We start from the raw sequence: 25,876 nt of genomic DNA, 5'->3' as shown, positions 1-25,876 counted from the left end.
GCCGGCGGCCCCCGTCTCGGCGGGGGAGGGGAGTCAGCCCGCCGAGCCGGTCAGCAGTCCGCCCAGATCGGCCGAACCAGTACCGCCGCCGCCACCGGGGGTGGTTGGCTTGGCCGAGACCTCGACGGTCACGGTCTTGGAGCTGATCAGCTCCTGCACGGCCTTGATCTCGTGGGTCCCGGTGGTGGTCGGGGTCCAGGTGATGGTGGCCTTGCCGTCGGAGACCGACACCGGCTCACCGATCTGGGTGCCGTTGTCGGAGAAGGTCACCTTGAACAGGAACGAGGTCGCGGTGACGTCGGCGGTCACGGTGTAGGACGTGCCCACGTAGTGGGTGCTGCCGCTGACCGTGATGCCCTGGACGAGGGCCGAGGCCTGCGGTGCGGTGAGGACCGCCGCGGCGGCGACCGCGGTGAATGCCGTGAAGCCGAAACCGGCCCGGCGCGCCTGATAGGTCTTCATGTGATGTGCTCCTGTTCGCGCTGACCACTGCTGTGGTGTCGCGACAGTAGCGAGCCGTTTCCCCCACTGTCCCGGAAACAGAAAAACGCATGTTTAAAAATAATTCCGGCCGGGCACGCGCAGGTGACACCCGATTTCACCCGGAGGGGGTGAGGTGCGCGATCCGACCGGTGCCGACACTGGGGAACATGTCGACGTCCGGACCTCTCCGCTATCAGTTCGTCATCGAGGGCGAACTCACCGAGCGCGTCCTCGCGGCATTCCCGGAGCTGCGCCGCAGTTCCCATTCGGCCACCGGAACCACCACCCTCTACGGCGTCGTCGCCGACAGCACGGCCATGCGCGGCGTGCTCGCCCGCCTCGACACCCTCGGCCTCACCCTGCTCGGCATGTCCCAACTGCCCGACTGAGCAGCCCACCGGCGATGGCGTCGATCTGATAACGAGCCCGCGCTCAGGCCCGGACGGGCAAACGCGCAGCCGCCGATTCGCCTACCGTCGATCTCGGCGATCGCACGCGCGCAGCGCGGTGAACAGCGAGTTCAGGAGGGTGCGGATGACCACGTCGTCGGATTCGCTGGATCTTCGCGGTGGCAGCCCGGCGGTAGCTGTGAGCGGGGCGACGATCCCGGAACTGTCCTTCGCGCCGGTGCGCTGCCCGGCCGCGAGCACCCGATTGGACCGCGCGCTGGCCTGTGGCGGCACCACCGTGCTGCTGTGCGGCCCGGCGGGCAGTGGCAAGACCGTCGCCCTGGTCGACTGGGTGACCCGCGCGCCGCGCACCAGGGCGATCCCGGTGGCCTGGCTGTCGGTCCTCGACCACCCCGACGACCCGCTGTCGGCCCTGGCCGGCCTGCTCGACCACTCGCTGGTGCCCGACGGCGCCCTGCGCACCCCGGCGGACCGCGCCGCCGACCTGGTCGCGGCCCTGACCGCGGGCGGCCCGGCGGTCCTGGTCATCGACGACGCCCATCTGCTCACCGACCCGCTGGAGCTGGCCGCGCTGGAGTACCTGCTCGCGCACCTGCCCGCCCACGTCACCGCGCTGGTCGCGGGCCGTTTCGATCCGCCGCTGCGCTGGCACACCCTCGAACTGGCCGGGCGGCTCACCCGGATCGGCGGTGCGGAGCTGGCGCTGTCGCCGGAGCGCGTCGCCCAGTTGCTCGCCCAGCACGGCTGCCGCCTCGACGAGGCCGACCTCGCCGTGGTGCACACGCTCACCCGCGGCTGGGCCGCGCTGGTCCGCATCGCCGCGATCTACCTGTCCGCCAACGCCGAGGACCGCGACACCGCCCTGACCGCGTTGGCCCGGCCCTCGCACGCGGTGGCCGATTTCCTCGTCGCCGAACTGCTCGGCTCACTGCCGCCCGCGACCTTGGACTTCCTGCTCGCCACCGCGGTGCCCACCCAGTTCTGCCTGCCGCTGGCCGAGGACCTGGTCGGTGAGGACGCGGCCCGCATCCTCGACGACCTGCTGCGCGCGAACTTCCCGCTGCACACCGTCGCGCACGGCGGCGAACTCTGGCACACCTATCACCCGCTGCTGCGCGCCTACCTGCTCGCCGAGGGCACGCACACCCGCCCCGAGCGGGCCCCGGTCCTGCACCGCCGGGTGGCCGGGTGGTTCGCCGCGGCCGCGATGCCCGCCCCGGCACTCGAGCACGTGCTGGCCGAACCCGGCGCCCCCGGGCTGGTCGCGTTCCTGCGCGACTGGGGTTTGCGGATGGTGCTCGACGGCACCGGCCAGCTGCTGCTGGCGGCCGTCGACCATCTGCCCGAGCCCGCCGAGGACACCTATACGCGGCTGTTGCGCGCGGCCGTCGCGGTGGAGGCGGGCGATATCGCCACCGCCGAGGTGTATCTGGAGGCCGCGCACATCGGCGCGGGCCCGGAGTCGCGGGTCGTCCCGGCCGCCTGGATCGACGTGCTCGACCGGGCGGTGAGCGCGGGTGTCGCGGTGCTGGTCGGGGATTCGTCGTCCACGCGGTGGCCGCTGCCCGCGGTGACCGGTCAGCCGGATCTGGACTGCTACGCGGGCCTGCACTGCGGCATCGCCGGGATCAGCGCGCGCGAGATCGACAGCGGCACCGCGGCGCTGCGGCACGCGATCGTGCACGCCGAGGAGGTGGGTCTGGGCCGGGTGGTGGTCCGCGCCAGGACCGGGCTGGCCCTCGCGGCGGGCATCGCCGGGCGGATCGGCGAATTGCGGTTGCTGGCCGAGCAGGCCGTCGAGAGCGCCGCGCGCTACGACCTGTCCGGTGAGGCCGGGCTCGCGCGGGTGGTCGCCGCGTACGGCGCCTACCAGCAGGGACTCGACTTCCCGCGCCCGCTGCCCGGCATGCCCGCCGCCGAGCGCGAGATCTGCCTGCCCGCGCCGCTGCGCCAGGCCGGACTCGTCACCGCCCTGCTGACCTTTCCCGACGCGCCCGACCGCGCGGCCGCCGCGACCGCGCTGAGCAGGCAGCTGCACCGGCTGCTCGACGAGGCCCCGGCGCTGCTCGGCAACGGCCGCGCCACCCTCGACGTGCTGTGGCTGCTGCTGCGCCTGCAAGCTCGCACCGAGGCGCAGCAGCTCGTCGAGCACGCCACCCGCGTGCTCGGCGCCACCCCGGAGACCGCGCTCGCCGAGGCCGGCCTTGCCGTCTATACCCACCGTCCCGCGGCCGCGTTGCCGCTGGTGGAGCCGCTGCTCGGCCGGGTGCCGCCGGAGCTGTCCGGCGCCGGCGTGGTGACCGGATGGCTGCTGGTCGCGGTCGCCGCCGACCGGCTCGACCGCCCGCGCAAGGCCGACGAGGCGTTCGAGCAGGCGCTCACCCACGCCTGCGCCGAGCGCCTGGTGCGCCCGTTCCTCGACGTGCCGGGCGCCCTGGAGGTGCTCGACCGTCTCGGCGGCCGCTTCGGCCGGTTCGACGCCTTCGTCGACCTGGTGCGCGCCCAGCGCGGCGCCACCGAGGGCGCCCCGCAACTCACCGAGACCGAACTCGTGGTGCTGCGCCAGCTGCCCTCCGGGATGACGGCCATCAATATCGCGAGCGACCTGGGTGTCTCGGTGAACACCGTGAAGACCCACCTGCGCGGCATCTACCAGAAGCTGGGCGTGAACGCCCGCGCCGAGGCCATCGCCACCGCCAGGGGCCTGGGCCTGCTCTGACCCCGACATCTCGCGGAGTCGCCGGAACACGGTTACCGGGTGGGCTAGGCTGTGGCTCGCGTCACTCGGCCGGGTCGGCGACCGCGGTCCGTGCGACGCGCCGCGCGACCCCGATGGAGCAGAGCATGACCGATGTCGTAGACCCGCAGCAGCTGGCGGCCCAGGTCGCCGCGGGCCTGACCGCGCCCGGCGCTCCCTTCGAGCTGACCGTCGAACCCGTGCTCGGCGTGCCGATTCCGGTGCTGGCCCGCCGCCGCCGCAGCCTGCGCGCACTGCTCGAACACTCGCTGCGCTGGGGCGAGCGCGACTACCTGGTCACCGAGGGCCGCCGCCTGTCGTTCACCGAGCACGCCGCCGCGGCCGGGGCCCTTGCCACCGCGCTGGCCCAGCGTTACGGCGTCGGCAAGGGCGACCGGATCGGCATCCTGGCCGCCAACGGCCCCGACTGGGTGATCGCCTTCTGGGCCGCGCAGTGTCTGGGCGCCATCCCGGTCGGCTACAACGCCTGGTGGGCCCCGCCGGAGATCGCCTACGGCCTCGCCCACACCACCCCGAGCGTCGTGATCGCCGACGCGAAAAGGGCCGCGCGCCTGGCCGAGACGGGGACAGCCATCCCGGTGCTCACCATGGAGACCGATCTGCCCGCGCTGCTCACCGAGTTCGCCGGTGCCGAGATCCCGCAGACGCCGGTCGCCGAGGACGATCCGGCCGTCATCCTCTACACCAGCGGCACCAGCGGCAAACCCAAAGGTGTGGTGCACTCGCAGCGGAACATGGTGGCCGTCAGCGACTATCACCGTTTCACCGACGCGATGCTGGCCGCCTTCACCGGGCAGCCGCTCGGCGAGGGCCCCAGCGAACGCCGCTACCTGGTGACCGCCCCGCTGTTCCACATCGCCAGCCTGCACAATCTGGTGATCCCGCGCCTGGTCACCGGCGCGGCGGCGGTCTTCCCGCACGGTGCGTTCGAGCCCGGCCGGGTACTGGGCCTGGTCGAACGCGAACGCGTGACCAACTGGGCCGCGGTACCGACGATGGCCTCGCGCCTGCTGGAACACGATGTCGCCCAGCACGATCTGTCCTCGCTGACGGCCCTGTCGCTCAACTCTGCGCCCACCTCACCCGCCCTGCTGGCGGCCCTGCGCGCGAAACTGCCCACCCTGAACCTCTCGCTCACCACCAGCTACGGCCTCACCGAGAGCGGTACCGCCGCCACCGTCGCGACCCCGCCGGACCTGGCCGTCGACGACGCCTCGGTCGGCAGGCCGATCTTCGGTGTCGAGGTGCGCATCCGCGACACCGACGGCACCGTGCTGCCCGACGGCACCGAGGGCGAGATCTGCATCCGCAGCCCGTACGTCATGCTCGGCTACTGGAACGACGACGCGGCCACCGCCCGCGCCATCGACGGCGAACGCTGGTTGCGCTCCGGCGATTTCGGCACCCTCGCCGACGGCAGGCTCACCGTCTCCGGCCGCCGCACCGACCTGATCCTGCGCGGCGGCGAGAACGTCTACCCCGTCGAGATCGAGAACGTCCTGACCGAGCACCCCGCCGTCACCGAATGCGCGGTCTTCGGCGTCGCCCACCCCGACCTGGGCCAGGAGGTCGCGGCCGTGGTGGTCACCGAGCCGGGGGCGGTCGACCCCGCCGACCTGCGCGCCTTCGTCGCCGCCCGGCTCGCCCACTTCAAGGTCCCCGTCCACTGGCGGATCACCGCGGAACCGTTGCCGCGCAACGCGACCGGCAAGGTGACCCGCCGCGACCTCGCGGTGTGAGCGTGGCCGACACTCGGCGCGCGGCTGCCCCGTGTGCGGCCCCGGCGGCCTGATCTGCCACGCTCACCGGTGACCCCGTCCACCGCCGAGAGGATGCGACATGCCGGACGCGAACCGGATCACCTGGGGCAAACCCCGCAAGCCCAGCGACGCCGACCGTGCCGCCCTGCGCGCCGAGCTGCTCACCGAGGCCCGCGCGGTGCGCGCCGACGGCTGGGCCGCCCACCGCGACACCTGGCCCGCGGGCCGGGTAGCCGTCGTAGCCTACCTGCTCGGCGACACCGAGATGCTCACCGACCTCGAGGAAACCGACGCGACCGTGCTGAGCCGCTTCGCCGCCGACCTGTTCGGCTTCGTCGGCGGCCGCAAGGACAACGAGAAGGGCCTGGTCGAGACCCAGGCCTGGTTCGCCGCCGTCCGCAAGGAGCTGGGCGCGTAGCCGCTCACACCGGGGCGTCGGTGCGCAAGACGCATCGGGTGGTCGAGTAGATCGTGGGCATGCACTCGTTGCAGTGCGTACACAGCGAGCGGGTGTCCGCGTCGGTCCGCCAGCGCCGGATCAGATCGGGTTCGCGCAGCAGCGCGCGACCCATCGCCACGAAATCGAAACCGTCGTCGAGGGCCTGCTGGGCGGTCGGGCGATCGGTGATCCCACCGAGCAGGATCAGCGGCAGCGAGAGCTCGGCGCGGAAGCGCGCGGCCTTCTCGGCGAGATAGGCCGGGCGATAAGGGTATTCGCGCAGGAACTGCTTGCCGACCAGCTGGAACCCCCAGCGCACCGGCACCGGCAGGGTCTTGGCGAAGTTCTTGCGTGGCGCGTCCCCGCGGAAGATGGCCATCGGGTTGAGCAGCGAACTGCCCGCGGTGAGTTCGATGGCGTCGACCGCGCCGTCGTCCTGCAACCAGCTCGCCACCTGCAACGATTCCTCGATCGGGAACCCGCCGCGCACTCCGTCTTCCATGGTGAGCTTGGCCGTCACCGCCATCGTGTCGCCGACCGCCTCGCGCACCGCGCGTACCAGTTCCCTGGCCATCCGCGCCCGGTTCACCAGCGGCCCGCCGTAGTCGTCCCGGCGCCGGTTGAGCATCGGGCTCAGGAACGAACTCGCCAGATAGTTGTGCCCGAGATGCACCTCGACGGCATCGAACCCCGACTCCTTCGCGAACCGCGCCGCCCGCGCGTGCGCCGCGACCACCTCCGCGATCCCGAGCGCGTCCGGTGTCTTGGTGAACCGCATCCCGAGCGGATTGAACATCCGGCTCGGCGCCAGCGCGGGCGCCCGATTGGACCGGGCATTGGCCACCGGCCCGGCATGCCCGAGCTGCGCGCTCACCGCGGCCCCCTCCGCGTGGACCGCGTCGGTCAGCCTGCGCAACCCCGGCACCGCCTCCTCCCGCATCCAGATCTGATGCCGATCGGTCCGCCCACCCGGCGCCACCGCGCAGTAGGCCACCGTCGTCATCCCGACCCCGCCCGCGGCCACCTCCCGGTGGAACTCCACCAGCTCATCGGTCACCAGCGCGTCAGGTGTGCGCCCCTCGAATGTGGCCGCTTTGATCACCCGGTTGCGCAGGGTGAGCGGACCGAGAACCGCCGGTGCGAGGACATCGCTCATGCGGAAAAGTGAAACACGTTTCAGTTCGGTCCGGCAAGGGGTGTGGCCCGCTCAGTGGACGGCGAAACCCCGCCGGGACCGGGTCCGGGCGGGGTTTCGCGGGGTGCGACCTACCAGCGGTCGGGCGTGACCGGGGCGTCCCAGGCCTTGGCGAAGCGGGTCTTGTCCTTGGTCTCCACTTCCTTGCGGCGGTAGACGATGTAGGGCCGGGTGAGGTAGCCGATCGGCGCGCTGAACATGTGCACCAGGCGGGTGTAGGGCCAGGCGAAGACCAGGGCCAGCACGACCAGGCCGTGCAGCTGGAAGGTCCACGGGACACCGACCATCAGGCCCGGTTCGGGGTTGATCGAGAACAGACTGCGGAACCACGGCGAGACGGTCTCGCGGTAGTTGTAGGTGCCCCACAGCAGGTTGGAACCCCAGGTGTTGAGCAGTCCGGTGACCAGCGCCAGCGTGAGCAACGTGTACATCAGGACGTCGTTGCGGCTGGTGTTGGTGCGCACCGACGGGATGACCACGCGCCGGTAGCACAGGATCGCCACCCCGGCGACCACCATCAGGCCGGCCACCGAGCCCGCGCCCACCGCCAGCAGGTGATAGGCGTGCTCGGAGATCCCCACCGCGTGCGTCCACGACTCCGGGATGAGCAGCCCCATCACGTGCCCGAAGAACACCCCGAGCATCCCGAAGTGGAACAGCGGGCTGCCCAGTTGCAACAGCTTGGACTCGTAGATCTGCGAGGACCGCGTCGTCCACCCGAACTGATCGAACCGGTACCGCCAGACATGGCCCAGCACAAAGGATGTCGCGGCGATGTAGGGCAGGATCAGCCACAGGCCTTCGGGAACGGGAATCGTGGCGTTCATCGGCGGCCTTCCGTGGCGTCGAACAGCGAGGGGTCCATGGCGAAGGGTTCGAGTCCGACCTCTTCCTCGGGCGGGCCCTGGGCGGCGAGTTCGGAGATGCGGCGGCGGTCGGCGGTGGTGACCGGGGGCAGCGTGGTCAGCACCGCGGCGAGCACCCCGGCGTAGGGAGAGTCGTTGTCGCCCAGCGACAGTCGCAGCAGTTCGAGCACGGGTACGTGCTCGCCGAGCAGGCGCTCGCCGCCGACCGGGTCGACCGTGGCGGCGAACTCCAGCAGCACCGGCAGGTGGTCGGGCAGTTCCTCGTCGCCGAGTTCCACGCCCGCCTGACGGTAGGCGTGCTTGAACCGCAGCAGCGCCATCCCGCGCTTGCGGGTGTCGCCGTAGGCGTAGAAGGTCAGGTGCAGGCTGGCGCGGCGGCGCAGGTCGAAGGTCTCGACATAGCGCTGCGCCACCTCGATCGACGGGGTCTCGCGCAGGTAGTCCAGCAGGCCGGTGAAGTGCGCGCGCACCTCCTCGGGCAGTTGCGCGGCCGCCGCCGACACCCGGTCGAGCAGGCCGAGGGTCTGCTCGCCGGGGTAGTCCAGCAGCAGTGCCGCCAGTCGCCACACCATGCGCCGGTCGTGTTCGGCCAGCGCGGTGACCGGCTGGGGCCGCCTGCGGATCGAGAGCAGGCTCATGGCGCCACTCCGCTGACGGTGGAGCCGGCCACGGCAGCGCCGTTGCTGCCGTTGCCGTTGCTCGCGGCGCCGTTGCCGCTGCTCCCGTTCCCGTTGTGCCCGTTGCCGTTCGCGGTGGGCACCAGGCCACTGGTGTTGCGTCCGTCCCAGTTGAGCAGGTTGATCCGCCCCGACTTGTCCTCGGGCGCGGCCTGATTCGTGTCGGCCAGCGAGAACTTCTCCACCACCTGGTCGAACGCGGTCATGCCGGGCCCGCCGTCGGTGTCCAGGCTGCACCCGGTCGCCAGCGAATCCAGTTCGTGCGCACGGGAAGTCGCGCCGGTGGGAATCACGTAGCGGTGCTCGTACTTGGCGATGGCCAGCAGCCGGTACATCGCCTCGATCTCCTCGGGCTCCAGCCCGATCGAGGGGGCGATGTGCTCGGCGGGTTCCTCACCGAGATTCACCGACCGCATGAACGCGCGCATCCCCGCCAGCCGTTGCAGCGAGGCGCGCACCGGCCCGATCTCCCCGGCCGTGAACAGCTCGGCCAGGTACTCGATCGGGATGCGCAGCGCGTCGATGGCGCCGAACAGGTTGCCCGCGTCCTCGCCGTCGTGCCCGGTCTCGGTGAGCACGTCCACCACCGGCGACAGCGGCGGCACGTACCAGACCATCGGCATGGTGCGGTATTCCGGATGCAGCGGCAGCGCCAGCTGGTAGTCCACGATCAGCTTGTAGACCGGCGAATCCTGCGCGGCGGCGATCCATTCCGGCGAGATACCGGCCTTCTCCGCCTCGGCGATCACGCGCGGGTCGTGCGGGTTGAGGAACACCCCGAGCTGCGAGGGGTACAGGTCCTTGGGGTCGGTCACCTGGGCCGCCTCGAGCACCGCGTCGGCGTCGTAGAGCATCACGCCGATATAGCGCAGCCGCCCGACACAGGTCTCCGAGCACACCGTCGGGATGCCGACCTCCACGCGCGGGTAGCAGAAGGTGCACTTCTCGGCCTTGCCCGTCTTGTGGTTGAAGTAGATCTTCTTGTACGGGCAGCCGGTGATGCACTGGCGCCAGCCACGGCACTTGTCCTGGTCGACGAGCACGATGCCGTCTTCCTCGCGCTTGTAGATCGCGCCCGACGGGCACGACGCTGCGCACGAGGGATTGAGGCAGTGCTCGCAGATGCGCGGCAGGTAGAACATGAAGGTCTCTTCGAACTCCAGTTTCACCTTGTCCTCGAGCTTGCCGAGCAAGGGGTCCTTGCCGACCGCTTCGGGACCGGAGCCGAGGTCGTCGTCCCAGTTGGCACCCCAGGTGACCTTGGTGTCCTGGCCGGTGATCAGCGACTTGGGCCGCGCGACGGGGGTGGTGTCGGTGGGCGGGGAGGCCAGCAGGTTGTCGTAGTCGTAGCTCCACGGCTCGTAGTAGTCCTCGACCGTGGGCAGGTCCGGGTTGGCGAAGATGTTCATCAGGCGCTTGAACCGCGAGCCCGACTTGAGGGTGAGCTTGCCGCGCTTGTTGAGCGTCCAGCCGCCCTTCCACTTCTCCTGATCCTGGTACTGGCGCGGATAACCCTGGCCCGGACGGGTTTCCACATTGTTGAACCAGACGTACTCGGTGCCACCGCGGTTGGTCCACGCCTGCTTGCAGGTCACCGAGCAGGTGTGACAGCCGATGCACTTGTCCAGGTTCATCACCATGGCGAGCTGAGCCATTACACGCATGTCAGTACTCCACGTTCTGGTTGCGGCGGCGAATGGTCGTGACCTCGTCGCGCTGATTGCCGGTGGGCCCGTGGTAGTTCAGGGCGAAGGACTGCTGGGCGTAGCCGCCGATCAGATGCGAGGGCTTGATCAGCACCCGGGTCAGCGCGTTGTGGATACCGCCGCGCTTGCCCTTGGCTTCCTTCGTGGTCGCCTCGGTGCCCTCGATGCGCGGCACGTCCACCGCGCGGTCCTGCGCGTGGTACATGAACACCGTGCCCTCGGGCATGCGGTGCGAGACGATCGCGCGGGCCACCACGATGCCGTTGCGGTTGGTCGCCTCGATCCAGTCGTTGTCGGCCACCCCGATCTTGGCGGCGTCGCGATCCGACATCCAGATCGTCTGCCCGCCGCGCGAGAGCGTCAGCATGTGCAGGTTGTCCTGGTAAGCGGAGTGGATCGACCACTTGGAGTGCGGGGTCAGGTACCGCACGGTGACCCCGCCGCCGGCCACATTGCCGATCGACGGTTCGCTGAACAGCGCGGTCATGTCCAGGGGCGGCCGGAAGATCGGCAGCTGCTCGCCGAGTTCGATCATCCAGTCGTGGTCGAGATAGAAGTGCTGACGCCCGGTGAGGGTGTGCCAGGGCTTGCTGCGCTCGACATTGATGGTGAACGGCGAGTACCGGCGCCCACCGGACTCACTGCCCGACCATTCCGGCGAGGTGATCACCGGAACCGGCCGGGCCTGGGTGTCGGCGAAGGTGATCTGCTTGCCCTCGGCCTCGGCGGCGAGGTCGGCCAGTTCGGTGCCGGTGCGCCGTTCCAGCGCCTCGAAACCCTCGACCGCGAGGCGGCCGTTGGTGGTGCCCGACAGCGCCAGGATGGTCTCGGCGGCGAAGGTGTCCTTGGCCAGCGAGGGCCGCCCGGCCGCGACGCCGGAGACGACGGTGCCGTTCTTGCCCGCGAGGTAGGTCACCTCTTTGTCGGGGTAGGTGGTGATGCCCTTGGTGGTCACGCCCAGGGTGTCGACCAGCGGGCCCAGCGCCGCGAGCTTCTCGGCGATCTTGGTGTAGTCGCGTTCGATCTGCACGATCTTGGGCATGGTCTTGCCCGGAATCGGTTCGCACTCACCGGCTTTCCAGTCCAGCACCTTGCCGCCCGCCTGCGCCAGCGCGTCGGGGGAGTCGTGCTGCAGCGGCACCGCGACGATGTCCTTGCGGGTGCCCAGGTGCTTCTCGGCCAGCCAGGAGAACCCGCGCGCGATCCGGTGGAACGCCTCGAAGTCGGTCTTGGCCTCCCACGGCGGGGAGATGGCGGGGGAGAAGGCGTGCACGAACGGGTGCATGTCGGTGGAGGACAGGTCGTGCTTCTCGTACCAGGTGGCCGCGGGCAGCACGATGTCGGCGAACAGGGTGGTGCTGGTCATGCGGAAGTCCAGCGCCAGCAGCAGATCCAGCTTGCCCTCGGCGCCCTCCTCGCGCCATTCCAGTTCCTGTGGGCGCACGCCGGTGGCGTCGGTGGTCTGCAGGTTCGAGCCGCAGCCCAGCAGATGCTTCTGGAAGTACTCGTTGCCCTTGCCGGAGGAGCCGAGCAGGTTGGCCCGCCAGACGGTGAGCACGCGCGGGAAGTTCTCCGGGGCGTCGGGGTCCTCGCAGGCGAAGCGCAGGTCACCGGACTTCAGGCCGTCCACGACGTGCTCGCCGGGTGTCTTCCCGGCCTGCTCGGCCTCGTCGGCGAGGTCGAGGGGATTGCGGTTGAAGGTGGGGTAGCTCGGCATCCAGCCCAGCCGCGAGGCCAGGGCGATGTTGTCGGCGGCGGTGCGCCCGGCGAAGGTGCCCTTGCCCAGCGGGGAGGCGAAGGAGTCGGAGGTGAACGGGTCGTAGCGCCACTGGTCGTTGGTGAGATACCAGAACACGGTGCCCTGCATCTGCCGCGGCGGACGCTGCCAGTCCGCGGCCGAAGCCAGTGTGGCCCACCCTGTTACGGGGCGGCACTTCTCCTGGCCGACGTAATGCGCCCAGCCGCCACCGTTCTTGCCCTGGCAGCCGGTGAGCAGCGTGAGGGTGAAGAAGGCGCGGTAGATCTGGTCGGAGTGGAACCAGTGGTTGGTGCCCGCGCCCATCAGGATCATCGAGCGACCGCCGGAACGTTCGGCGTTGTCGGCGAATTCGCGCCCGATGCGCGCGGCCTGCACGGCGGGCACGCCGGTGATGCGTTCCTGCCAGGCCGGGGTGTAGGGGGAGTCGGCGTCGTCGTAGCCCTTGGCCCACTCACCCGGCAGGCCGTCGCGGCCCAGGCCGTATTGCGCCAGCAGCAGGTCGAACACGGTCGTGACCCGCTTGCCCGCCACGATCTTCGTCGGCACACCGCGCAGGATGGTCTGGGCGGTGTCGGTGTCGAAACGCGGCAGCGCGATCGTGGCGGGGGCGTCGTCGGTGTGGCCGAGCAGGGTCAGCAGCGGGTCGACACCCTCGAGGTCGAGATTCCACTTGCCCGTGTCGCCCTCGCCGAAGCGATGGCCGAGGGAACCGTTGGGCACCACCGGATTTCCGGCCTGATCCAGCAGCACGGGCTTGTGCTCGACACTCTCGCCCGTGTGTCCCAGGTCGGCGGCGGTGAGGAACTTGCCGGGCAGAGCGCCCTGCTGATCCGCCGCCTCGTCGAGGCAGATCAGGTAGGGCAGATCGGTGAAACGCTTGATGTAGTCGGTGAACATCGGCGTCTGCTTGTCGAGGAAGAACTCCTTGAGCACCACGTGCCCCATCGACATCGCCAGTGCCGCATCGGTTCCCGGCCGTGCGGCCACCCACTCGTCGGCGAACTTGGTGTTGTCGGCGTAGTCGGGGGAGACCACCACGACCTTCTGGCCGCGATAGCGTGCCTCGGTCATGTAGTGCGCGTCGGGGGTGCGGGTCACCGGGACGTTGGAGCCCCACATGATGAGATAGCCGGCGTCGAACCAGTCGGCCGATTCCGGCACGTCGGTCTGGTCGCCGAACACCTGCGGTGAGGCCACCGGCAGGTCGGCGTACCAGTCGTAGAACGAGAGCATGTAGCCGCCGAGCAGCGAGACGAACCGCGCGCCGGTGGCGTGGCTGACCATCGACATGGCCGGGATCGGCGAGAAGCCGGCGACCCGGTCGGGCCCGTACTTCTTGATGGTGTGGACGTGCGCGGCCGCGGCGATCTCGGCGGCCTCCCACCACTCGGCGCGGACGAAACCGCCCTTGCCGCGCGCGGTCTTGTAGGTCTTGGCCTTGACCGGGTCCTCGACGATCGACTCCCAGGCCAGCACCGGGTCCTTGAGCTCGGTCTTGGCCTTGCGGTACAGATCCAGCAGCGCGCCGCGCACATACGGGTAGCGCACACGGGTCGGAGAGTAGGTGTACCAGGAGAACGAGGCGCCACGCGGGCAGCCGCGCGGCTCGTACTCGGGCTTGTCCGAGCCCACCGACGGATAGTCGGTCTGCTGCGATTCCCAGGTGATCACGCCGTCCTTGACGTAGATCTTCCAGGAACACGAGCCGGTGCAGTTCACGCCGTGCGTGGAGCGCACCACCTTGTCGTGCGACCAGCGGTCGCGATAGAAGGCGTCGGCGTCGCGGCCGCCCACCTTGTGCACCGACCGGTGGTCGGCGGAGACCTCGCCGCGCTGGAAGTACTTACCGAGGTTCAGCAATGTGTCGCCGAAATCGGTGGGCGACGGACCATGAGTGCGCGAATTAACCACGACGCCCCCTTCGAGCTGTGCAAATCGGGCTGTTGAGGGCAACTGTAAAGAGGGGCGCTGATCCCGCAAAACCAACTTTTCACATCCTCGTTCGGGCCTCGGTGAGGTGTGAGGTCGGCGAAATCTCGTGGTCACGGGCGGGCCGCGGCGCCCGCCCGGCGAATCGGGGCCGACCAGGGTGAATGGGCGGCGAGCAGGCCCGACGCGGCTGCCGGGGAGCATGGCCCCGGCTCCGCGGTGATGCTTCGGAAACGCTTGCTTCTCGGGCGGTTTACATTTGTTTACACAGCCGGGATGCCCGCTGAACAGGCCCGATGTGACGCCCCGCACACCGCGACGGCCGGTGCGTGGCGTCCGGCGGGGGCGGGCGTGGTCCTCGGCGCGGTTCCGGCGGCCGGGCACCGGCGCGGAATTCTATAGCAATGCCGGAGGGAAGAATTGAAATCCTTTTAATTCGGTCCGGCGCACGGCATTTCGTGACCGAGCGCACAGTTGCCCACCGTTAACTACCCAAATGGCGGCGCGTCAATATAAAGAAACTGCATCTTTTCCGTTCGGTGCGTGGATCATGGTTGAAGCGTCATCCAGGATTGGCCCGTGCAGACAGGGAGGGTTGGGGTGATACCGAAGTCGACGTCCGACGGTCCGGCGGGTCCACCGAAACCGCCGACACTCGGGGGGTTGCTGCGGCGGCTTCGCGACGATCGGCGGATTTCGCGGGAGAAGCTGGCCTTCGCGGCCGGGGTCAGCTCGAGTTACATCACACATCTGGAAAGCGGTGACCGCGATCACCCGACGCGCGCGGTGCTCGACGCGTTGGTGCGCTATCTCGACCGGATCACGCCGGTCAGCGATATCGAACGCAGGCATCTGTTCGATCTGGCCGGGCTGGCACCGGTGGACAATCCCACCGTCGAGGACCTGCGCGCCGAGATCACCGCCGAGATGCGCCGCACCCTGGCACTGCAGGAGCCGGATCTGGCGGCCTACGTCGACACCCGCTGGAATGTGCTCGCGGGCAACGAATCCTACGATCGCGCCTTCCCCGGCCTGGTCGAGGACGTCAATATCCTGCGCTGGTTCTTCGGCAATCCGCTCTCACGCAAGGTGATGGTGGAGTGGGAGACCGAGTCCACGCTCACCGTGCACTGGCTGCGCGGGCTGATCGGCCAGCAGGGCGGTGGCGACTGGGCCACCGACCTGCTCGACGAACTGGCGCAGTACCGCGACTTCCGGCGGATCTGGGACGACGGCGACACGGTGTACGGCCGCGAACACACCGCCATGCGGCTGTGCGATCTGCACACCGGGGAGTACTACACCGTCGACGTCCAGCTCTTCCGCCTCGACTCGGTCGCCTACCCCGGCCGCATCCAGTACTACCTGGGCGTTCGCGGCCCCGATGCCGCCGGTCCGCACCCCGACCGGCCGTAAACCGGGCCCGCGAACGCCCCGCCGGTCAGCAGTCCCGGTCGGCGGCCAGTGCCGCGAGCAGATCCAGGTCGGCCATGGCGTCGGCGTCGGTCCCGATCCCGGAGATCGTGGCCATGGCCTCCTCGTACAGTTGCCTGGCCTGGCCCCTGCTCCATGCGCGGCCACCCGCCGCTTCGACCAGTTCGGCGGCCCGGACCAGTTCGCCGTCGTCGAGCGGGTCCTCGCGCAGGTAGAGCTCGGCCAGGGCGCTCGCCTCGGGCGTGCCGGAGCGCAGCGCGAACACCACCGGCAGGGACTTCTTGCGGCTGCGCAGATCGGAGAACACCGATTTGCCGGTGACCCGCGGATCGCCCCAGATGCCGAGCAGGTCGTCGGTGTGCTGGAAGGCCCGGCCGATGCGTCTGCCGAATTCGCGCAGGCGCAGGATCTCACCGGAATCGGCGTTGCCGAAGAGCCCACCGAACGCGGCCGAACACCCGAACAGCGCCCCGGTCTTGCGGTCGACCATGGTGAGGCATTCCTCGACCTCGACATCGCCGCGCTGCTCGAATCCCAGGTCCGCGCACTGGCCTTCGACCAGATGCAGCACCGAGCGGCTCAGCAGGGTCGACGCCTCGACGATCGGTGTGCCCGGTGCCCCGGCCAGCAGGGAGTACGCCTGCGCGAGCAGCGCGTCGCCCGCGAGGATGGCGGGACCGATCCCGAAGGCCGTCCACGCGGTCGGCCGGTGCCTGCGGGTGGTGTCGCGGTCCATCACGTCGTCGTGCAGCAGCGAGAAGTTGTGCACCAGTTCCACCGCGACGGCCGCGCGCACGGCGGCCGCCTCGTCCCCGCCGGTCAACCGCGCGGTCGACAGGACCAGCGCCGGGCGGATCGCCTTTCCGCCGTCGTGGCTCTCCGGCCTTCCACCACGGTCCCACCAGCCGAAGTGATACCCCACGATCGTGCGCACCATGGCGGGCATCGTCTGAACCGAACCGTGCAGGGTGGCCGCGCAGTCCTCCCGGCAGCGTTCGAGCACATCGGCGGCCGTGCGCGCGCGTGGCGCGACGGGCGGCGGCGCCACCGGGGTCGGTGGCAGGACCGGGGCTGTCGCGGGCTGTGGCGTGCTCATCGGTTCACCTGCACTTCGGTGAGCGCCCCCAGCGCGTCCGGAACCAGCACGGCCGCAGCGTGATTGGCGCTGATCAGATAGGAGGCGATCGCTCGGTCGTCGATCCCGGTGAAGCGGACATTGATGCCCGGTTCGACCTCGTCGGGCAATCCGGTCTGGCGCAGGCCGATCACCCCGTCGTCGGATTCCCCGATCCGCATGGCCAGGATCGTGCTGGTCCCACTCGGTGAGATCGGGATCTTGTCCGAGGGCAGCAGCGGCACATTCCGCCACGCGTGCACCGTCTTCCCCTCGATGTCGGTGTGGTCCGGGTACACGCCGCGTTTCGTGCATTCGTGACCGAACTGCGCGATGACGCGGGGATGGGCGAGGAAGAACGCGGTCTTGCGGCGGCGGGCCAGCAGCCGATCGAGATCGTCGGGAGTCGGGCGGCCGGTGGCCGAGCACAGCCGCTGGCTCGGGTCCACGTTGTGCAGCAGCCCGTAGTCGTGGTGGGTCAGCAGGTCGCGTTCCTGCCGTTCCCGCAGCGCCGCCACCGACAGGCGCACCTGCTGGTCGAGCTGGTTCATCGGCTTGTTGTAGAGGTCGGTGACCCGGGTGTGGACCCGCAGCAGCAGTTGCGCGACGCTCAGCTCGAGTTCGCGGGGATGCTGGTCGTAGTCGACATAGGTGCCGGGCAGGGTCGGTTCGCCCTGCTGGCCCGACAGCATGCCGATGGTCGCCTGACCGTATTTGTCGGCACCGGCCTGCTCGGCGGCCACGACGGGCCCGACCCGCTCGATATGGGCGGCCAGGCGCGGGTTCCTGGCACACACGGCGTCGAAGTCGGTGCGCGGCAGGGCCAGGACGGTGCAGGCGGTGTTCGCGGTGGCGGTGTACTCCCAGATCGCCTGTCCGCCGAGCAGGGTGGCGGCACCGAGCTGGCTGCCGTCGTCGAGCACGTCGAGCTGGACCTGCTGACCGTAGTCACCCGGGCCGGTGAGCACGACCCGGCCGTGGGCCACCACATAGGTCGCGTCGATCTCGTTGCCGAACTCGCAGATCGTCTCGCCCGCGGCGAACTCGCGCTGGGTGAACAGCTGGGCGAGTTCGCGCAAGGTGTCGTCGTCGTCGAAGTCGCGCAGCGCGCGCAGTTCGCGCAGTTCGGCCGGGACCACCTGGTACCGGCCCCCGGCCAGCGTGCAGGTGAGGTAGCCGTCCCCGACGGTGTAGGTCAGGCGGCGGTTGACCCGGTAGGTTCCGCCGTCGACCTCCACCCAGGGCAGCATGCGCAGCAGCCATCGGGGCGTGATGCCCTGCATCTGCGGAACGGATTTGGTGGTGGTCGCCAGGGTGCGAGCGGCGGCGACGCCGAGTGCGGTGGCCGGCTGCGCGGCGGTGCTGGTCACGGAGTGGTCCTTCCCTGCGAGGTGGCGTGGGCGGCGACGAGGCCGGGGCGAGCGGCGGCGGTGCCGAGGCCGGAGGGCCCCCACGCGCGGGTGGAGTGGGAGACGGCGGGCGGTCGTCCGCTCGCCGGGTGGCGCAGGTGTTCCGGGCGGTAGCGGCTGGTGCCGCGATGCCAGTGCAGGATGCCCGCGATCCAGTCACGCAATTCGTCGATGTAGCCGGCCAGCGCCGCGCGTGCGGTGTCGTCGAGGCGGTGGTGTTCGACCAGGACGGGCAGTTCGTCGTCGACGAGGCGCTGGAACTGCCGCATCCTGGCCCGCATCAGGTCGTCGACGATCGTGGCGGCGACCTCGCGGTCGCAGTCGAAGAACGACTCGACCACCAGGATCGCGTTGTGCAGCTCGGCTTCGTACTCGATCTCCTTCTGATACGAGAAGAAGTCGTTGATCAGGCAGCCGTAGTCCTGCGCGGCGTGTTCGATACCGCGCAGGGTGGTCGACTCGAAGACCGCGTCGGGGACGAGGCCCCCGCGCGCGAGCTTCGACAGCGCGATCGTCAGATCCGAGCCGAAGGTCCGGCGGCGCATCTCCAGGTAGTCGACCGGATCGGGTACCCGGTGCTGGATGTGGTTGGCCAGCTCCCACAACCAGCTCTCGGTCATGGATTCCACCGCCGCGCGGAAGGTGGCGCGGGCGGCGGGCGGCATGGTCCGGGCGGTGCGTGACCACAGATCGGCCAGCGACAACTCCAGCGGGTTGGCCGGTGTTCCGGTCTGGCGCAGATCCAGCGGCATGAACGCCGACAGTCTGGCGTTGCAGGACTTCGCCCCGGCCATCGCGGCCGCACCCTGCGCGGGGGAGAAGACGGCGGGGAAATAGTCGTCGCCCCAGGTGCCCCAGGTGAGCCATTGCGCCGACAGCGTCAGCGTGTCGGCATCGGCGTCGGGGTCCAGACCCGCCGAGCACAGCGCGAAATCGAAGCCCGCCGTGTCCTCGCGTGTCCACAGGCGTCGCCCGCCGAGCTCGGGCAGCGGCTCGTGGAATCCCATCCGCTGCGCCCAGTCGATGCTCGCCGAGCGTGCCACCGGCAGGTGCGGTGACAGGCTCAGCGCGAACGGCACCTCGAAGTCCGGCAGGGGCAGGGGACCGCTGCGGCGCAACGGAACCCGCGCATGACTGCGCGCCCCACCCGGCCCGGCCAGCCCCTTCCAGAAACCGGGCCTGGCCAGCTCGGTACCGATCCCGCTGGGACCGAACGACTTCGGGCCCTTCGCCGCGGCAGCGTTCATGTAGCGGTTCGACCGCAGATGCCATTCGTGGCCGCCCGACTGCCAGTCCTGTAGCCCCTGCGCGTAGGACAGCGTCGCCGCGACCTGCACCGCGTCGAGCCCGTGTTCGGCGAACAGTGGCGGCAGCTCGGTCAGCACGGTGTTCTCGAACTGGTGGATCCGCGAGGTGAGCTGGTCGTTGACGATCTCGGCGGCCCGCTGCGGCGAACAGCCGAAGAACCGCTCGACCACCAGGACCCCGTTGTTGACCTCTCCTTCCTCCTCGGTCTCGCGCTGATACGAGAAGATGTCGTTGCGCAGGTGCACCGCGTCGGAGAAGGTGTCCTTGAGCACGCGCAGCGGCCGGGTGCCGACGACGGCTTCGGGAATCTCGATGCCGCGGGCGTATTCGACGAGATCCGCCGACCACGGCGCGCCGCCGACCCGGCGCCGCATCTCGATGTAGTCGATGGGATTGGGAATCCGGGCGGTGTTGATGTTGCCGATCTCCCAGACGCAGTCGAGCAGCAGATTGCGGGTGCTCTCGCGAAAACGTTCGCGCCAGCACTGCGACATCGACGGCACCGTCCGCGTCCACAGGTCGGCCAGGCCGCTCTCGTCGGGGTTGGCCGGTTGCGGCATGGCGGCACCGTCGGGCGGCATGAAGGTGGCCAGGCGGTCGAGATAGCGCCGGGCGCCGTCCATGTCGCCGGTGCGTTTGAACGCGTCGAGGAAATGGTCGTCGAAATAGAAGACCCAGGTGTACCAGTCGGTGACGGTGTCGAGCACCGGCGCGTCGGCGTCGGGATGGGTGTAGGCGCACAGGCCCGCGTAGTCCATGCCGTCGAAACTCGCTTCGTCCCACACCACGTCGCCACCGACGGCCTCGCCGAGCATGCCCATCTCGTAGGCCCACTGTTTGGTATGTGCCCGTGCCTGTTCCACGTGCGGGTTGAGCCGCGCGGGATGAGCGACGTAGAACTCGGGCAACACGAACGGCTGCACGGTCTCAGCCCTCGGCGCCGAGCTGAACGTTGTCGAGGATCGCGAGGGCGTCGGGTACCAGCACCGCCGCGGAGTAGTAGGTGCTGACCAGGTAGGAGATGATCGCCTTGTCGTCGATGCCCATGAAGCGCACGTTCAGGCCGGGCTCGTACTCGTCCGGAATCCCGGTCTGGCGCAACCCGATCACGCCCTGCGCCGCTTCGCCGGTGCGCATCAGCATGATCGAGGTGGTGCGACCGGCCGAGGTGCCGATCTTGTTGCACGGCAGGATCGGTACACCTCGCCACGAGGGCACCCGATGCCCGTTCAGCTCGGTGCTCGACGGGTAGATGCCGCGGCGGTTGCATTCGGCCCCGAAGGCGGCGATGGCCTTCGGGTTGGCCAGGAAGAACGCCGGCTCCTTCCAGACCAGGGCGAGCAGTTCGTCCATGTCGTCAGGTGTCGGAGCGCCCGTGCGGGTACTGATCCGCTGCCGGGGTGCGGCATTGTGCAGCAGCCCGAAGTCGCGATTGTTGACCATCTCGTCTTCCTGGCGTTCGCGCAGGGCCTCGATGGTCAGCCGCAGCTGCTGTTCGATCTGGTCCATCGGCTTGTTGTAGAGGTCGGCGACGCGGCTGTGCACCCGGAGCACGGTCTGCGCGATGCTCAGCTCGTATTCGCGCGGGGACAGGTCGTAGTCGACGAAGGTGCCGGTCAGCTGCTGTTCGCCCTCGTGGCCCGAGGCGAGCTCGATCGAGCTCTCGCCGTGCGGGTTGGCCCGCTCGTCGGCGACGGCGTCGTCGAGCTGGGCCGCCCGCACGTGCTCGCTGAGCCCGGCGATCCGCGCGCCGACCTCGGCCAGGGCGCGCTCGGTGAGCACCAGGCAGGTGCACGCGGTGACGGCCTTGACGGTGAAGTCCCACGGCTGCGCGTCGGCGCCGAGGATCCGTTCCCCGAAGAAGTGGCCGTCGGTCATGATCTCGAGCACGGTCGGCTCGCCGTAGGCGCCGGTGCCGAGCTTGTCGGCCTTGCCGTGGGCGAGGACCACCAGTTCGCCGGCGGGACTGCCCGCCTCGGCGATGATCTCGCCCGCCGCGTATCGCCGTTCGGTGAAGGAGTCCGCGAGCGCCTGTAGGGCGGCGTCGTCGGGGTAGTGCCGCAGGCTGCGCAGTTCCCGCAGGTCGGGTGCGAGAATCCGCGCCTCGCCCGCGGTGTCGTAGCAGGTGATCAAGCCGTCGCCCACGGTGTAGGTGAGGCGGCGGTTGACGCGGTACACGCCACCGTCGGCCTGCACCCACGGCAGCAGTTTGAGCAGCCACCGGGAGGTGATGCCCTGCATCTGGGGCACGGACTTGGTCGTGGTCGCCAGGTTCCGCGCGGCGACCGTGCTGAGGCTCAGCTGGGCGGCGATGGTTCCGGAGAGTGGTTCAGCCAGTTCAGTCATGAGTTCTTCCTGCTTCGAGAGACATGGGAGAAACGAGATGACGCACCACAGCGGGACGGATCAGTTATCCATCCGCTACTGATCGTGGCAGAAACGATGGTAGAGCAACACGCTTCGATCGCGCAGAGGAATCATCATGAAAACTGTTGTGCGAGAGCAGTATTCGAGATAGGCGCGGCACTTCGGCAGATGTGTGCGCGGCGGCGCGCGATCGTTCTCGGCGCGAAGTCGTGGATGCCGATCGATTGCTCATGAGCGTCTGGTCGCGACCCTGGCCGCACCAGCGGTCGCGATGACCAGCAGCGTCAGGGTGAGGGCCCAGCGCCGTTGCTCGACCACCACCGGCTGCGCCGCCACGGCCCGCGGTTCCGCCACGGGATAGGTGACGAGCCGGGCGGGAGTGGGCACCGGCGTGGGCGACGGTTCCGGCAGGGGTAATGGGTCGGGCACCGCGATCGGTGGTGGTGGCGGGGCGGGTTCCGGCTCGGGTGACATCGTCACCGGCGGGGGTGCCGGGGCCGCGGGCAGCGGGCTCGGCTCGGGGGTCACGAGCGGTGGTGGCTCCGGAACCGGCTGTGCGGGAACAGATGTGGGCGGAGCCGGTGGCGGCGGTTTCGGGATCAGTGGCGGCGGGGCGGGCGCCGGGAGTGGAAGCGGGGCCCGCGGTTGGTCGAACGGGCGGGCGGGGACGTGTAGTTCCAGGCCGCCGCGCGGCGGTGCCGGAACCGGGACCGTCGGGCGATCCTGTGGGTGACCCGGCAGCGGAATCGCCGGCCCACCGAACCGGGGCACGGCAGGAACCTCGAATGTTCCTGTCGGCGTGGGGATCACCGGAGCCGATGTGGTGGGCGCCGGGGCGGCGATCGCCTGCCCGCCGGACACGGTACCGACCGATCCGGGCACGACCAGGCCCGCGCCCGCCAGCAGACTCACCCAGATCACCCTGCGCCCCGGCCCGTTCATGTCAGTTGCGCCAGCACGGCGTCGAAGGCGGCCGGGCCGACGGCGGCGGCCCGGCCGTAGGGATTCTGCAGTTCGAAGATGGTGAAGATCATGAACGTCACCACCGCCGCGAAACTGGCCACCACCGCGACATGCACGCGCGGACTGGTGCCCGCGAACAGCAGCGACAGGCCCACCGACAGAATCGCGCCGAGTGCCAGTGCCAGCCACATCATCGGCGACAACGCGCTACCCGCCGCCTCGATCCTGGCCTGGCGGGCCTCGTAGACCTCCCACAGCCGGTCGGCCGCCGCGATCTGGCGGGATCGTTGCCATTCGTCGGTGGCGGGACTGGTGGCGATCGCGGTGCGCACCGCCGACAACCTGCTCCACGCCGTGTCGTCGACCTGCGCCCCGGAGGACATGGCAGGCCATTCCACCTCGATCACCTCGCCGGTGTAGCCGTGCACGGCAGTGGTGATGGTGCCGCGGGCCGGCTCCGGCAACGCGTCACCCGCCCACTGGAGGGCGAGCAGTCGATCCGCCTCGTCCGAGGCCGCCTTCGCCGCGCCCGCGTTGGCGTCGAGCACGCCGATGAGCAGGAACGACGCGAGGACCACCTGCAGGCCCGCGACGAGGGTGAACACCTGGCCCACCGACTCGTTGGTGGCGTCCTCGTCGCGTCCGTTGCCGCGCTTGCGCAGCAGATAGGCGGCGGTCCCGGCCAGTCCGGCGACCATGATCACCCACAGCAGTGCTTCCCAGAGCATGTCTCGGTAGTCCTTCGTCGTCGAGGGGCGATGATGCGCGCCGGAATATCAGCAGAGAACTCGTGCGGAATGTCGCGACCGTCGACCACGGAACCGTAAGGGCGACAACGGCATCGAGAGTAGGTCGCGGGCCGGGAGCGGCGCAATGCTCGGGCAAACCGTCGCCGCGTCGCCGCGACGCCCGCCGGTGGACCGATATCGGCAGGCGGGAACGGTCTTCGTGGCGCCCGATCGACCGGGCCGCCCGCGCCGTCCTGGCACGACATCCCGGCGAACCTGGCACGGAATGCGAGTGTCGTGCGCGCGATTCACGGGCCGTCCCTGGTACGCGAATTCCGCTGTTATCCTTCGTGTTTCGAGAGCAGTTCCAGTTGTCGACGGGTGTGTTCGACCGGTGACGGATCAGTGATTTCGCGGTCCGGCTCCGGCGTCGAGGCACCCCTGCGCGGAGGTGGGATATGCACAGCGGAACAGACGCGCACACGATCGCCGTCGAACACGGCGGCCGCCGTCCGGGCCGGGCGGAGGGGGAGCCGGGCCGTCGGGCACGCAGCGGCGCGGTGTCGTTCGGGGCGAGGCAATCGATGAGCGAATCGGTGCGGCCGGAGGCCACCTGCCCGCTGGAACCGCTGTGCCCGCCCGACAGGCGCGGGGTGAACCTGAGCGGGTCGCGTGATCTGCAGCGGGTGGCCTTCGGCTGTCACCTGCGGGCCGGTGAGGATTTCGCCGCCACGCTCTGGACCGCGAGCACCGGCGCGGTGCTGGTCGCCCGGCTGCGCACCACCGACATCGTCACCGAGCGTGCGGCCGCGGGCGCAGAGGACCACTACAGCCAATACCTGCAGCTGGGACTGGTACTGGCGGGCCGGGTCACGCTCGAACAGCAGGGGCGCCGGTCGACCGCGGTGGCGGGCGAGGCGTTCGCGCTGTGCCTGGACAGCCCGTTCCGGTCGGTCCTCGCGCGCGGCGACGCCGCGGCCACCGATGTGCTCTACCTCTATCTGCCGGTGAGTTCGCTTGCTGCGTGGGGTCTCGACGTCCCGGCGGCGGGCGGCCGCTCCTGGCCGCTGTCGCGCGCCGCGATGTCGGTTCTCACGGTGGCGCGGGACCTCACCTGCGGTGCGACGATGCCCGGTCATCTGCGCATCGTCGCGCGTATCGACGAGATCCTGTTCCGCGCGGCGGTGGTCGCGCTGCTCGAACGCGATCTCACCGACGCGACCAGGGAACTGACGGCCGAGGACGTGCTGCGCCGCCGCGCGGCCGACTTCATCGACCGGAACTTCGCGGACCCGGCGCTGAACCCGGACGCGGTCGCGGGCCGACTACATGTGAGCAGGCGAACCCTGTTCCGGGCGTTCGAACTCCAGGGCACCTCGGTCGCGCGGCTCATCCGCACCCGCCGCCTGGCCGCCGCGGCGAGCGCGCTCTGCGACGGCACCCGCGGCCTGCGCGACATCGCCGACAGCTGCGGCTTCCGCACGGTCGACCAGCTCTCCCGCGCCTTCCGCGCCAAATACGGCGTGACCCCGGCCGCCTACCGCACCACCCGCCGCGGAAACCGCTGACCTCCCGGCGACCGGCACCGGCTGCGGGACGCACGCCGACACCAGCCCCGCCAGCATGGTGGCCACCTGCCCGGGGTGGGTCAGCGCGGCGCCGTGGCCCGCGCCCGCGACGGTGCGCACGGCCCCGGCGCCGGCCAGCCCGGCCGCCAGCAGGGCGCACTTGCCCACGGTGCTGTTCTGGTCGTGCTCCCCGCGCAGCACCAGAGCGGGCACCGGGATCTCACCCAGGCGCTCGAGCACCGAATCGCGGTCGATCAGGCACCGCGCCGCCGGACGGATCGCGGCGCGGTCGGCCGCGAGCCACCGGTCGATCCACGGCCGCCACATCGCCGGATCGTCACCGCCGATCAGCCGGGGCGCGAGCCCCTCGGCCAAGGGTGCCAACTCGCCTGTCCCACACCAGGCATCGAAGAAGCTCTCGTAGTCGGTGGCCTCGTCGGGCGTGCAGGCCCCGGCTTCGGTGTCGAGCAGGGCGAGCCCGTACACGCGTTCGGGCGCACGCAAGGCCATCCGTAATGCCGTGTATCCGCCCTGACTCATTCCGCCGACGATCGCGCGTTCGATACCGAGCGCGTCCAGTACGCGGAATCCGTCGGCGGCTTGATCCCAGTAGTCGAATGCGGGTGTGTTCCCGGTGCGGCCGTGCCCGCGCGCGTCCCAGGTGACCACATTGATATCGGTGTGCCCCAGAATTCTCCGGATCGGATCGAACATCGATTGATTCATCAGGAATCCGTGTGCCAGCAGCACGGTGGGGCCGTGGACGGCGCCCGTGCGGAAATGGATGTTCACCGAATCGGAGTGCACGAAAGGCATGGCCGAAACATACAAGTCCGGCGGGGTGTGCGGTCCGGTTGCGGCGAATATGTGACCGCCTGTTGCGTGTAGTTCCGGAGGGGTGTTTTCACTGAGCCTTTTTCATCCTGCCGCTGAACCATGTTGCACCGCAGCATGATTAATCTGCCGCTCCGGATGCGAACTGGCGAAGCCCCTGGTAAGAGAG

General features: G+C 69.9%; 18 protein-coding genes and 1 pseudogene. 6 read left to right on the top strand and 13 right to left on the bottom strand.

What is annotated here, in order from left to right:
• Window positions 1-33 precede the first annotated feature (33 nt).
• A complete protein-coding gene (locus ACWEMY_RS26890) occupies window positions 34-462 on the bottom strand; it encodes a hypothetical protein (RefSeq protein WP_375929627.1) in 429 nt (142 codons plus the stop codon).
• A gap of 188 nt (window positions 463-650) precedes the next feature.
• Between ACWEMY_RS26890 and ACWEMY_RS26885 the strand changes: the two genes are divergently transcribed.
• From ACWEMY_RS26885 to ACWEMY_RS26870, 4 genes are all read left to right on the top strand, one after another.
• The gene (locus ACWEMY_RS26885) at window positions 651-872 is read left to right on the top strand and encodes a hypothetical protein (RefSeq protein WP_375929626.1); all 222 of its coding nucleotides are present in this window, start codon (window positions 651-653) and stop codon (window positions 870-872) included.
• 145 nt (window positions 873-1,017) lie between these two features.
• Entirely contained in the window at window positions 1,018-3,612 is a 2,595-nt protein-coding gene (locus ACWEMY_RS26880) for a LuxR C-terminal-related transcriptional regulator (RefSeq protein WP_452392267.1), read from the top strand.
• 125 nt (window positions 3,613-3,737) lie between these two features.
• Entirely contained in the window at window positions 3,738-5,390 is a 1,653-nt protein-coding gene (locus tag ACWEMY_RS26875) for a class I adenylate-forming enzyme family protein (protein ID WP_452392266.1), read from the top strand.
• Window positions 5,391-5,490: 100 nt separating this feature from the next.
• Entirely contained in the window at window positions 5,491-5,829 is a 339-nt protein-coding gene (locus ACWEMY_RS26870) for a hypothetical protein (protein ID WP_452392265.1), read from the top strand.
• Window positions 5,830-5,833: 4 nt separating this feature from the next.
• On the opposite strand, the gene ACWEMY_RS26865 is transcribed toward ACWEMY_RS26870, so the two are convergent.
• The 5 genes from ACWEMY_RS26865 to ACWEMY_RS26845 all read right to left on the bottom strand — a co-directional run bounded on the left by ACWEMY_RS26865 (window position 5,834) and on the right by ACWEMY_RS26845 (window position 13,964).
• Complete coding sequence (locus ACWEMY_RS26865; protein ID WP_452392264.1) at window positions 5,834-7,006, bottom strand: NADH:flavin oxidoreductase; 1,173 nt, start codon at window positions 7,004-7,006, stop codon at window positions 5,834-5,836.
• Window positions 7,007-7,116: 110 nt separating this feature from the next.
• Window positions 7,117-7,872, bottom strand: coding sequence for a respiratory nitrate reductase subunit gamma (gene narI / locus ACWEMY_RS26860; protein ID WP_375929621.1), 756 nt, complete (start codon window positions 7,870-7,872; stop codon window positions 7,117-7,119).
• Window positions 7,869-8,549 carry a nitrate reductase molybdenum cofactor assembly chaperone gene (narJ, locus tag ACWEMY_RS26855; protein ID WP_452392263.1) on the bottom strand — a complete coding sequence of 227 codons (681 nt, stop codon included), beginning with the start codon at window positions 8,547-8,549 and terminating at the stop codon, window positions 7,869-7,871. Before narJ ends, narI begins: the two co-directional genes overlap by 4 nt.
• Window positions 8,546-10,243 (bottom strand): nitrate reductase subunit beta, encoded by a 1,698-nt coding sequence (gene narH / locus ACWEMY_RS26850; protein WP_375935383.1) that lies wholly within the window; start codon window positions 10,241-10,243, stop codon window positions 8,546-8,548. Before narH ends, narJ begins: the two co-directional genes overlap by 4 nt.
• 10 nt (window positions 10,244-10,253) lie before the next feature.
• Window positions 10,254-13,964, bottom strand: coding sequence for a nitrate reductase subunit alpha (locus ACWEMY_RS26845; protein ID WP_452392262.1), 3,711 nt, complete (start codon window positions 13,962-13,964; stop codon window positions 10,254-10,256).
• Between the two features lie 681 nt (window positions 13,965-14,645).
• On the opposite strand from ACWEMY_RS26845, the gene ACWEMY_RS26840 reads away from it, so the two are divergent.
• On the top strand, window positions 14,646-15,398 hold the full coding sequence (locus tag ACWEMY_RS26840; protein WP_452392261.1) for an MmyB family transcriptional regulator: 753 nt from the start codon (window positions 14,646-14,648) through the stop codon (window positions 15,396-15,398).
• Window positions 15,399-15,423: 25 nt separating this feature from the next.
• Here ACWEMY_RS26840 and ACWEMY_RS26835 read toward each other — a convergent pair whose 3' ends face one another.
• From ACWEMY_RS26835 to ACWEMY_RS26810, 6 genes are all read right to left on the bottom strand, one after another.
• Complete coding sequence (locus tag ACWEMY_RS26835; protein ID WP_452392260.1) at window positions 15,424-16,512, bottom strand: family 2 encapsulin nanocompartment cargo protein polyprenyl transferase; 1,089 nt, start codon at window positions 16,510-16,512, stop codon at window positions 15,424-15,426.
• Window positions 16,509-17,900 (bottom strand): family 2B encapsulin nanocompartment shell protein, encoded by a 1,392-nt coding sequence (locus ACWEMY_RS26830; RefSeq protein WP_452392259.1) that lies wholly within the window; start codon window positions 17,898-17,900, stop codon window positions 16,509-16,511. The genes ACWEMY_RS26835 and ACWEMY_RS26830 overlap by 4 nt, the downstream gene beginning before the upstream one ends.
• Window positions 17,897-20,170 (bottom strand): terpene synthase family protein, encoded by a 2,274-nt coding sequence (locus ACWEMY_RS26825; RefSeq protein ID WP_452392258.1) that lies wholly within the window; start codon window positions 20,168-20,170, stop codon window positions 17,897-17,899. Before ACWEMY_RS26825 ends, ACWEMY_RS26830 begins: the two co-directional genes overlap by 4 nt.
• Before the next feature lie 4 nt (window positions 20,171-20,174).
• Window positions 20,175-21,593, bottom strand: coding sequence for a family 2B encapsulin nanocompartment shell protein (locus tag ACWEMY_RS26820; protein ID WP_452392257.1), 1,419 nt, complete (start codon window positions 21,591-21,593; stop codon window positions 20,175-20,177).
• A gap of 249 nt (window positions 21,594-21,842) precedes the next feature.
• Entirely contained in the window at window positions 21,843-22,142 is a 300-nt protein-coding gene (locus ACWEMY_RS26815) for a hypothetical protein (protein ID WP_452392256.1), read from the bottom strand.
• Window positions 22,143-22,552: 410 nt separating this feature from the next.
• The gene (locus tag ACWEMY_RS26810) at window positions 22,553-23,305 is read right to left on the bottom strand and encodes a bestrophin-like domain (RefSeq protein ID WP_452392255.1); all 753 of its coding nucleotides are present in this window, start codon (window positions 23,303-23,305) and stop codon (window positions 22,553-22,555) included.
• 458 nt (window positions 23,306-23,763) lie between these two features.
• Here ACWEMY_RS26810 and ACWEMY_RS26805 point away from each other — a divergent pair, with 458 nt between their 5' ends.
• Complete coding sequence (locus tag ACWEMY_RS26805; RefSeq protein ID WP_452392254.1) at window positions 23,764-24,873, top strand: helix-turn-helix transcriptional regulator; 1,110 nt, start codon at window positions 23,764-23,766, stop codon at window positions 24,871-24,873.
• Window positions 24,874-24,945: 72 nt separating this feature from the next.
• Here the strand turns inward: ACWEMY_RS26805 and ACWEMY_RS26800 are convergent.
• A pseudogene (locus tag ACWEMY_RS26800) lies at window positions 24,946-25,689 on the bottom strand (alpha/beta fold hydrolase); the annotation flags it as partial.
• Window positions 25,690-25,876: the final 187 nt, after the last annotated feature.

It is taken from the genome of Nocardia sp. NPDC004415 (assembly GCF_053602435.1).
This window is presented reverse-complemented; position numbering and strand designations above follow the sequence as displayed.

What these genes read in the sequence shown, in the direction of transcription:
- ACWEMY_RS26890 (WP_375929627.1), bottom strand. Translation starts at nt 462, where the DNA reads ATGAAGACCTATCAGGCGCGCCGGGCCGGTTTCGGCTTCACGGCATTC.
- ACWEMY_RS26885 (WP_375929626.1), top strand. Translation starts at nt 651, where the DNA reads ATGTCGACGTCCGGACCTCTCCGCTATCAGTTCGTCATCGAGGGCGAA.
- ACWEMY_RS26880 (WP_452392267.1), top strand. Translation starts at nt 1,018, where the DNA reads ATGACCACGTCGTCGGATTCGCTGGATCTTCGCGGTGGCAGCCCGGCG.
- ACWEMY_RS26875 (WP_452392266.1), top strand. Translation starts at nt 3,738, where the DNA reads ATGACCGATGTCGTAGACCCGCAGCAGCTGGCGGCCCAGGTCGCCGCG.
- ACWEMY_RS26870 (WP_452392265.1), top strand. Translation starts at nt 5,491, where the DNA reads ATGCCGGACGCGAACCGGATCACCTGGGGCAAACCCCGCAAGCCCAGC.
- ACWEMY_RS26865 (WP_452392264.1), bottom strand. Translation starts at nt 7,006, where the DNA reads ATGAGCGATGTCCTCGCACCGGCGGTTCTCGGTCCGCTCACCCTGCGC.
- narI (WP_375929621.1), bottom strand. Translation starts at nt 7,872, where the DNA reads ATGAACGCCACGATTCCCGTTCCCGAAGGCCTGTGGCTGATCCTGCCC.
- narJ (WP_452392263.1), bottom strand. Translation starts at nt 8,549, where the DNA reads ATGAGCCTGCTCTCGATCCGCAGGCGGCCCCAGCCGGTCACCGCGCTG.
- narH (WP_375935383.1), bottom strand. Translation starts at nt 10,243, where the DNA reads ATGGCTCAGCTCGCCATGGTGATGAACCTGGACAAGTGCATCGGCTGT.
- ACWEMY_RS26835 (WP_452392260.1), bottom strand. Translation starts at nt 16,512, where the DNA reads ATGAGCACGCCACAGCCCGCGACAGCCCCGGTCCTGCCACCGACCCCG.
- ACWEMY_RS26820 (WP_452392257.1), bottom strand. Translation starts at nt 21,593, where the DNA reads ATGACTGAACTGGCTGAACCACTCTCCGGAACCATCGCCGCCCAGCTG.
- ACWEMY_RS26810 (WP_452392255.1), bottom strand. Translation starts at nt 23,305, where the DNA reads ATGCTCTGGGAAGCACTGCTGTGGGTGATCATGGTCGCCGGACTGGCC.
- ACWEMY_RS26805 (WP_452392254.1), top strand. Translation starts at nt 23,764, where the DNA reads ATGCACAGCGGAACAGACGCGCACACGATCGCCGTCGAACACGGCGGC.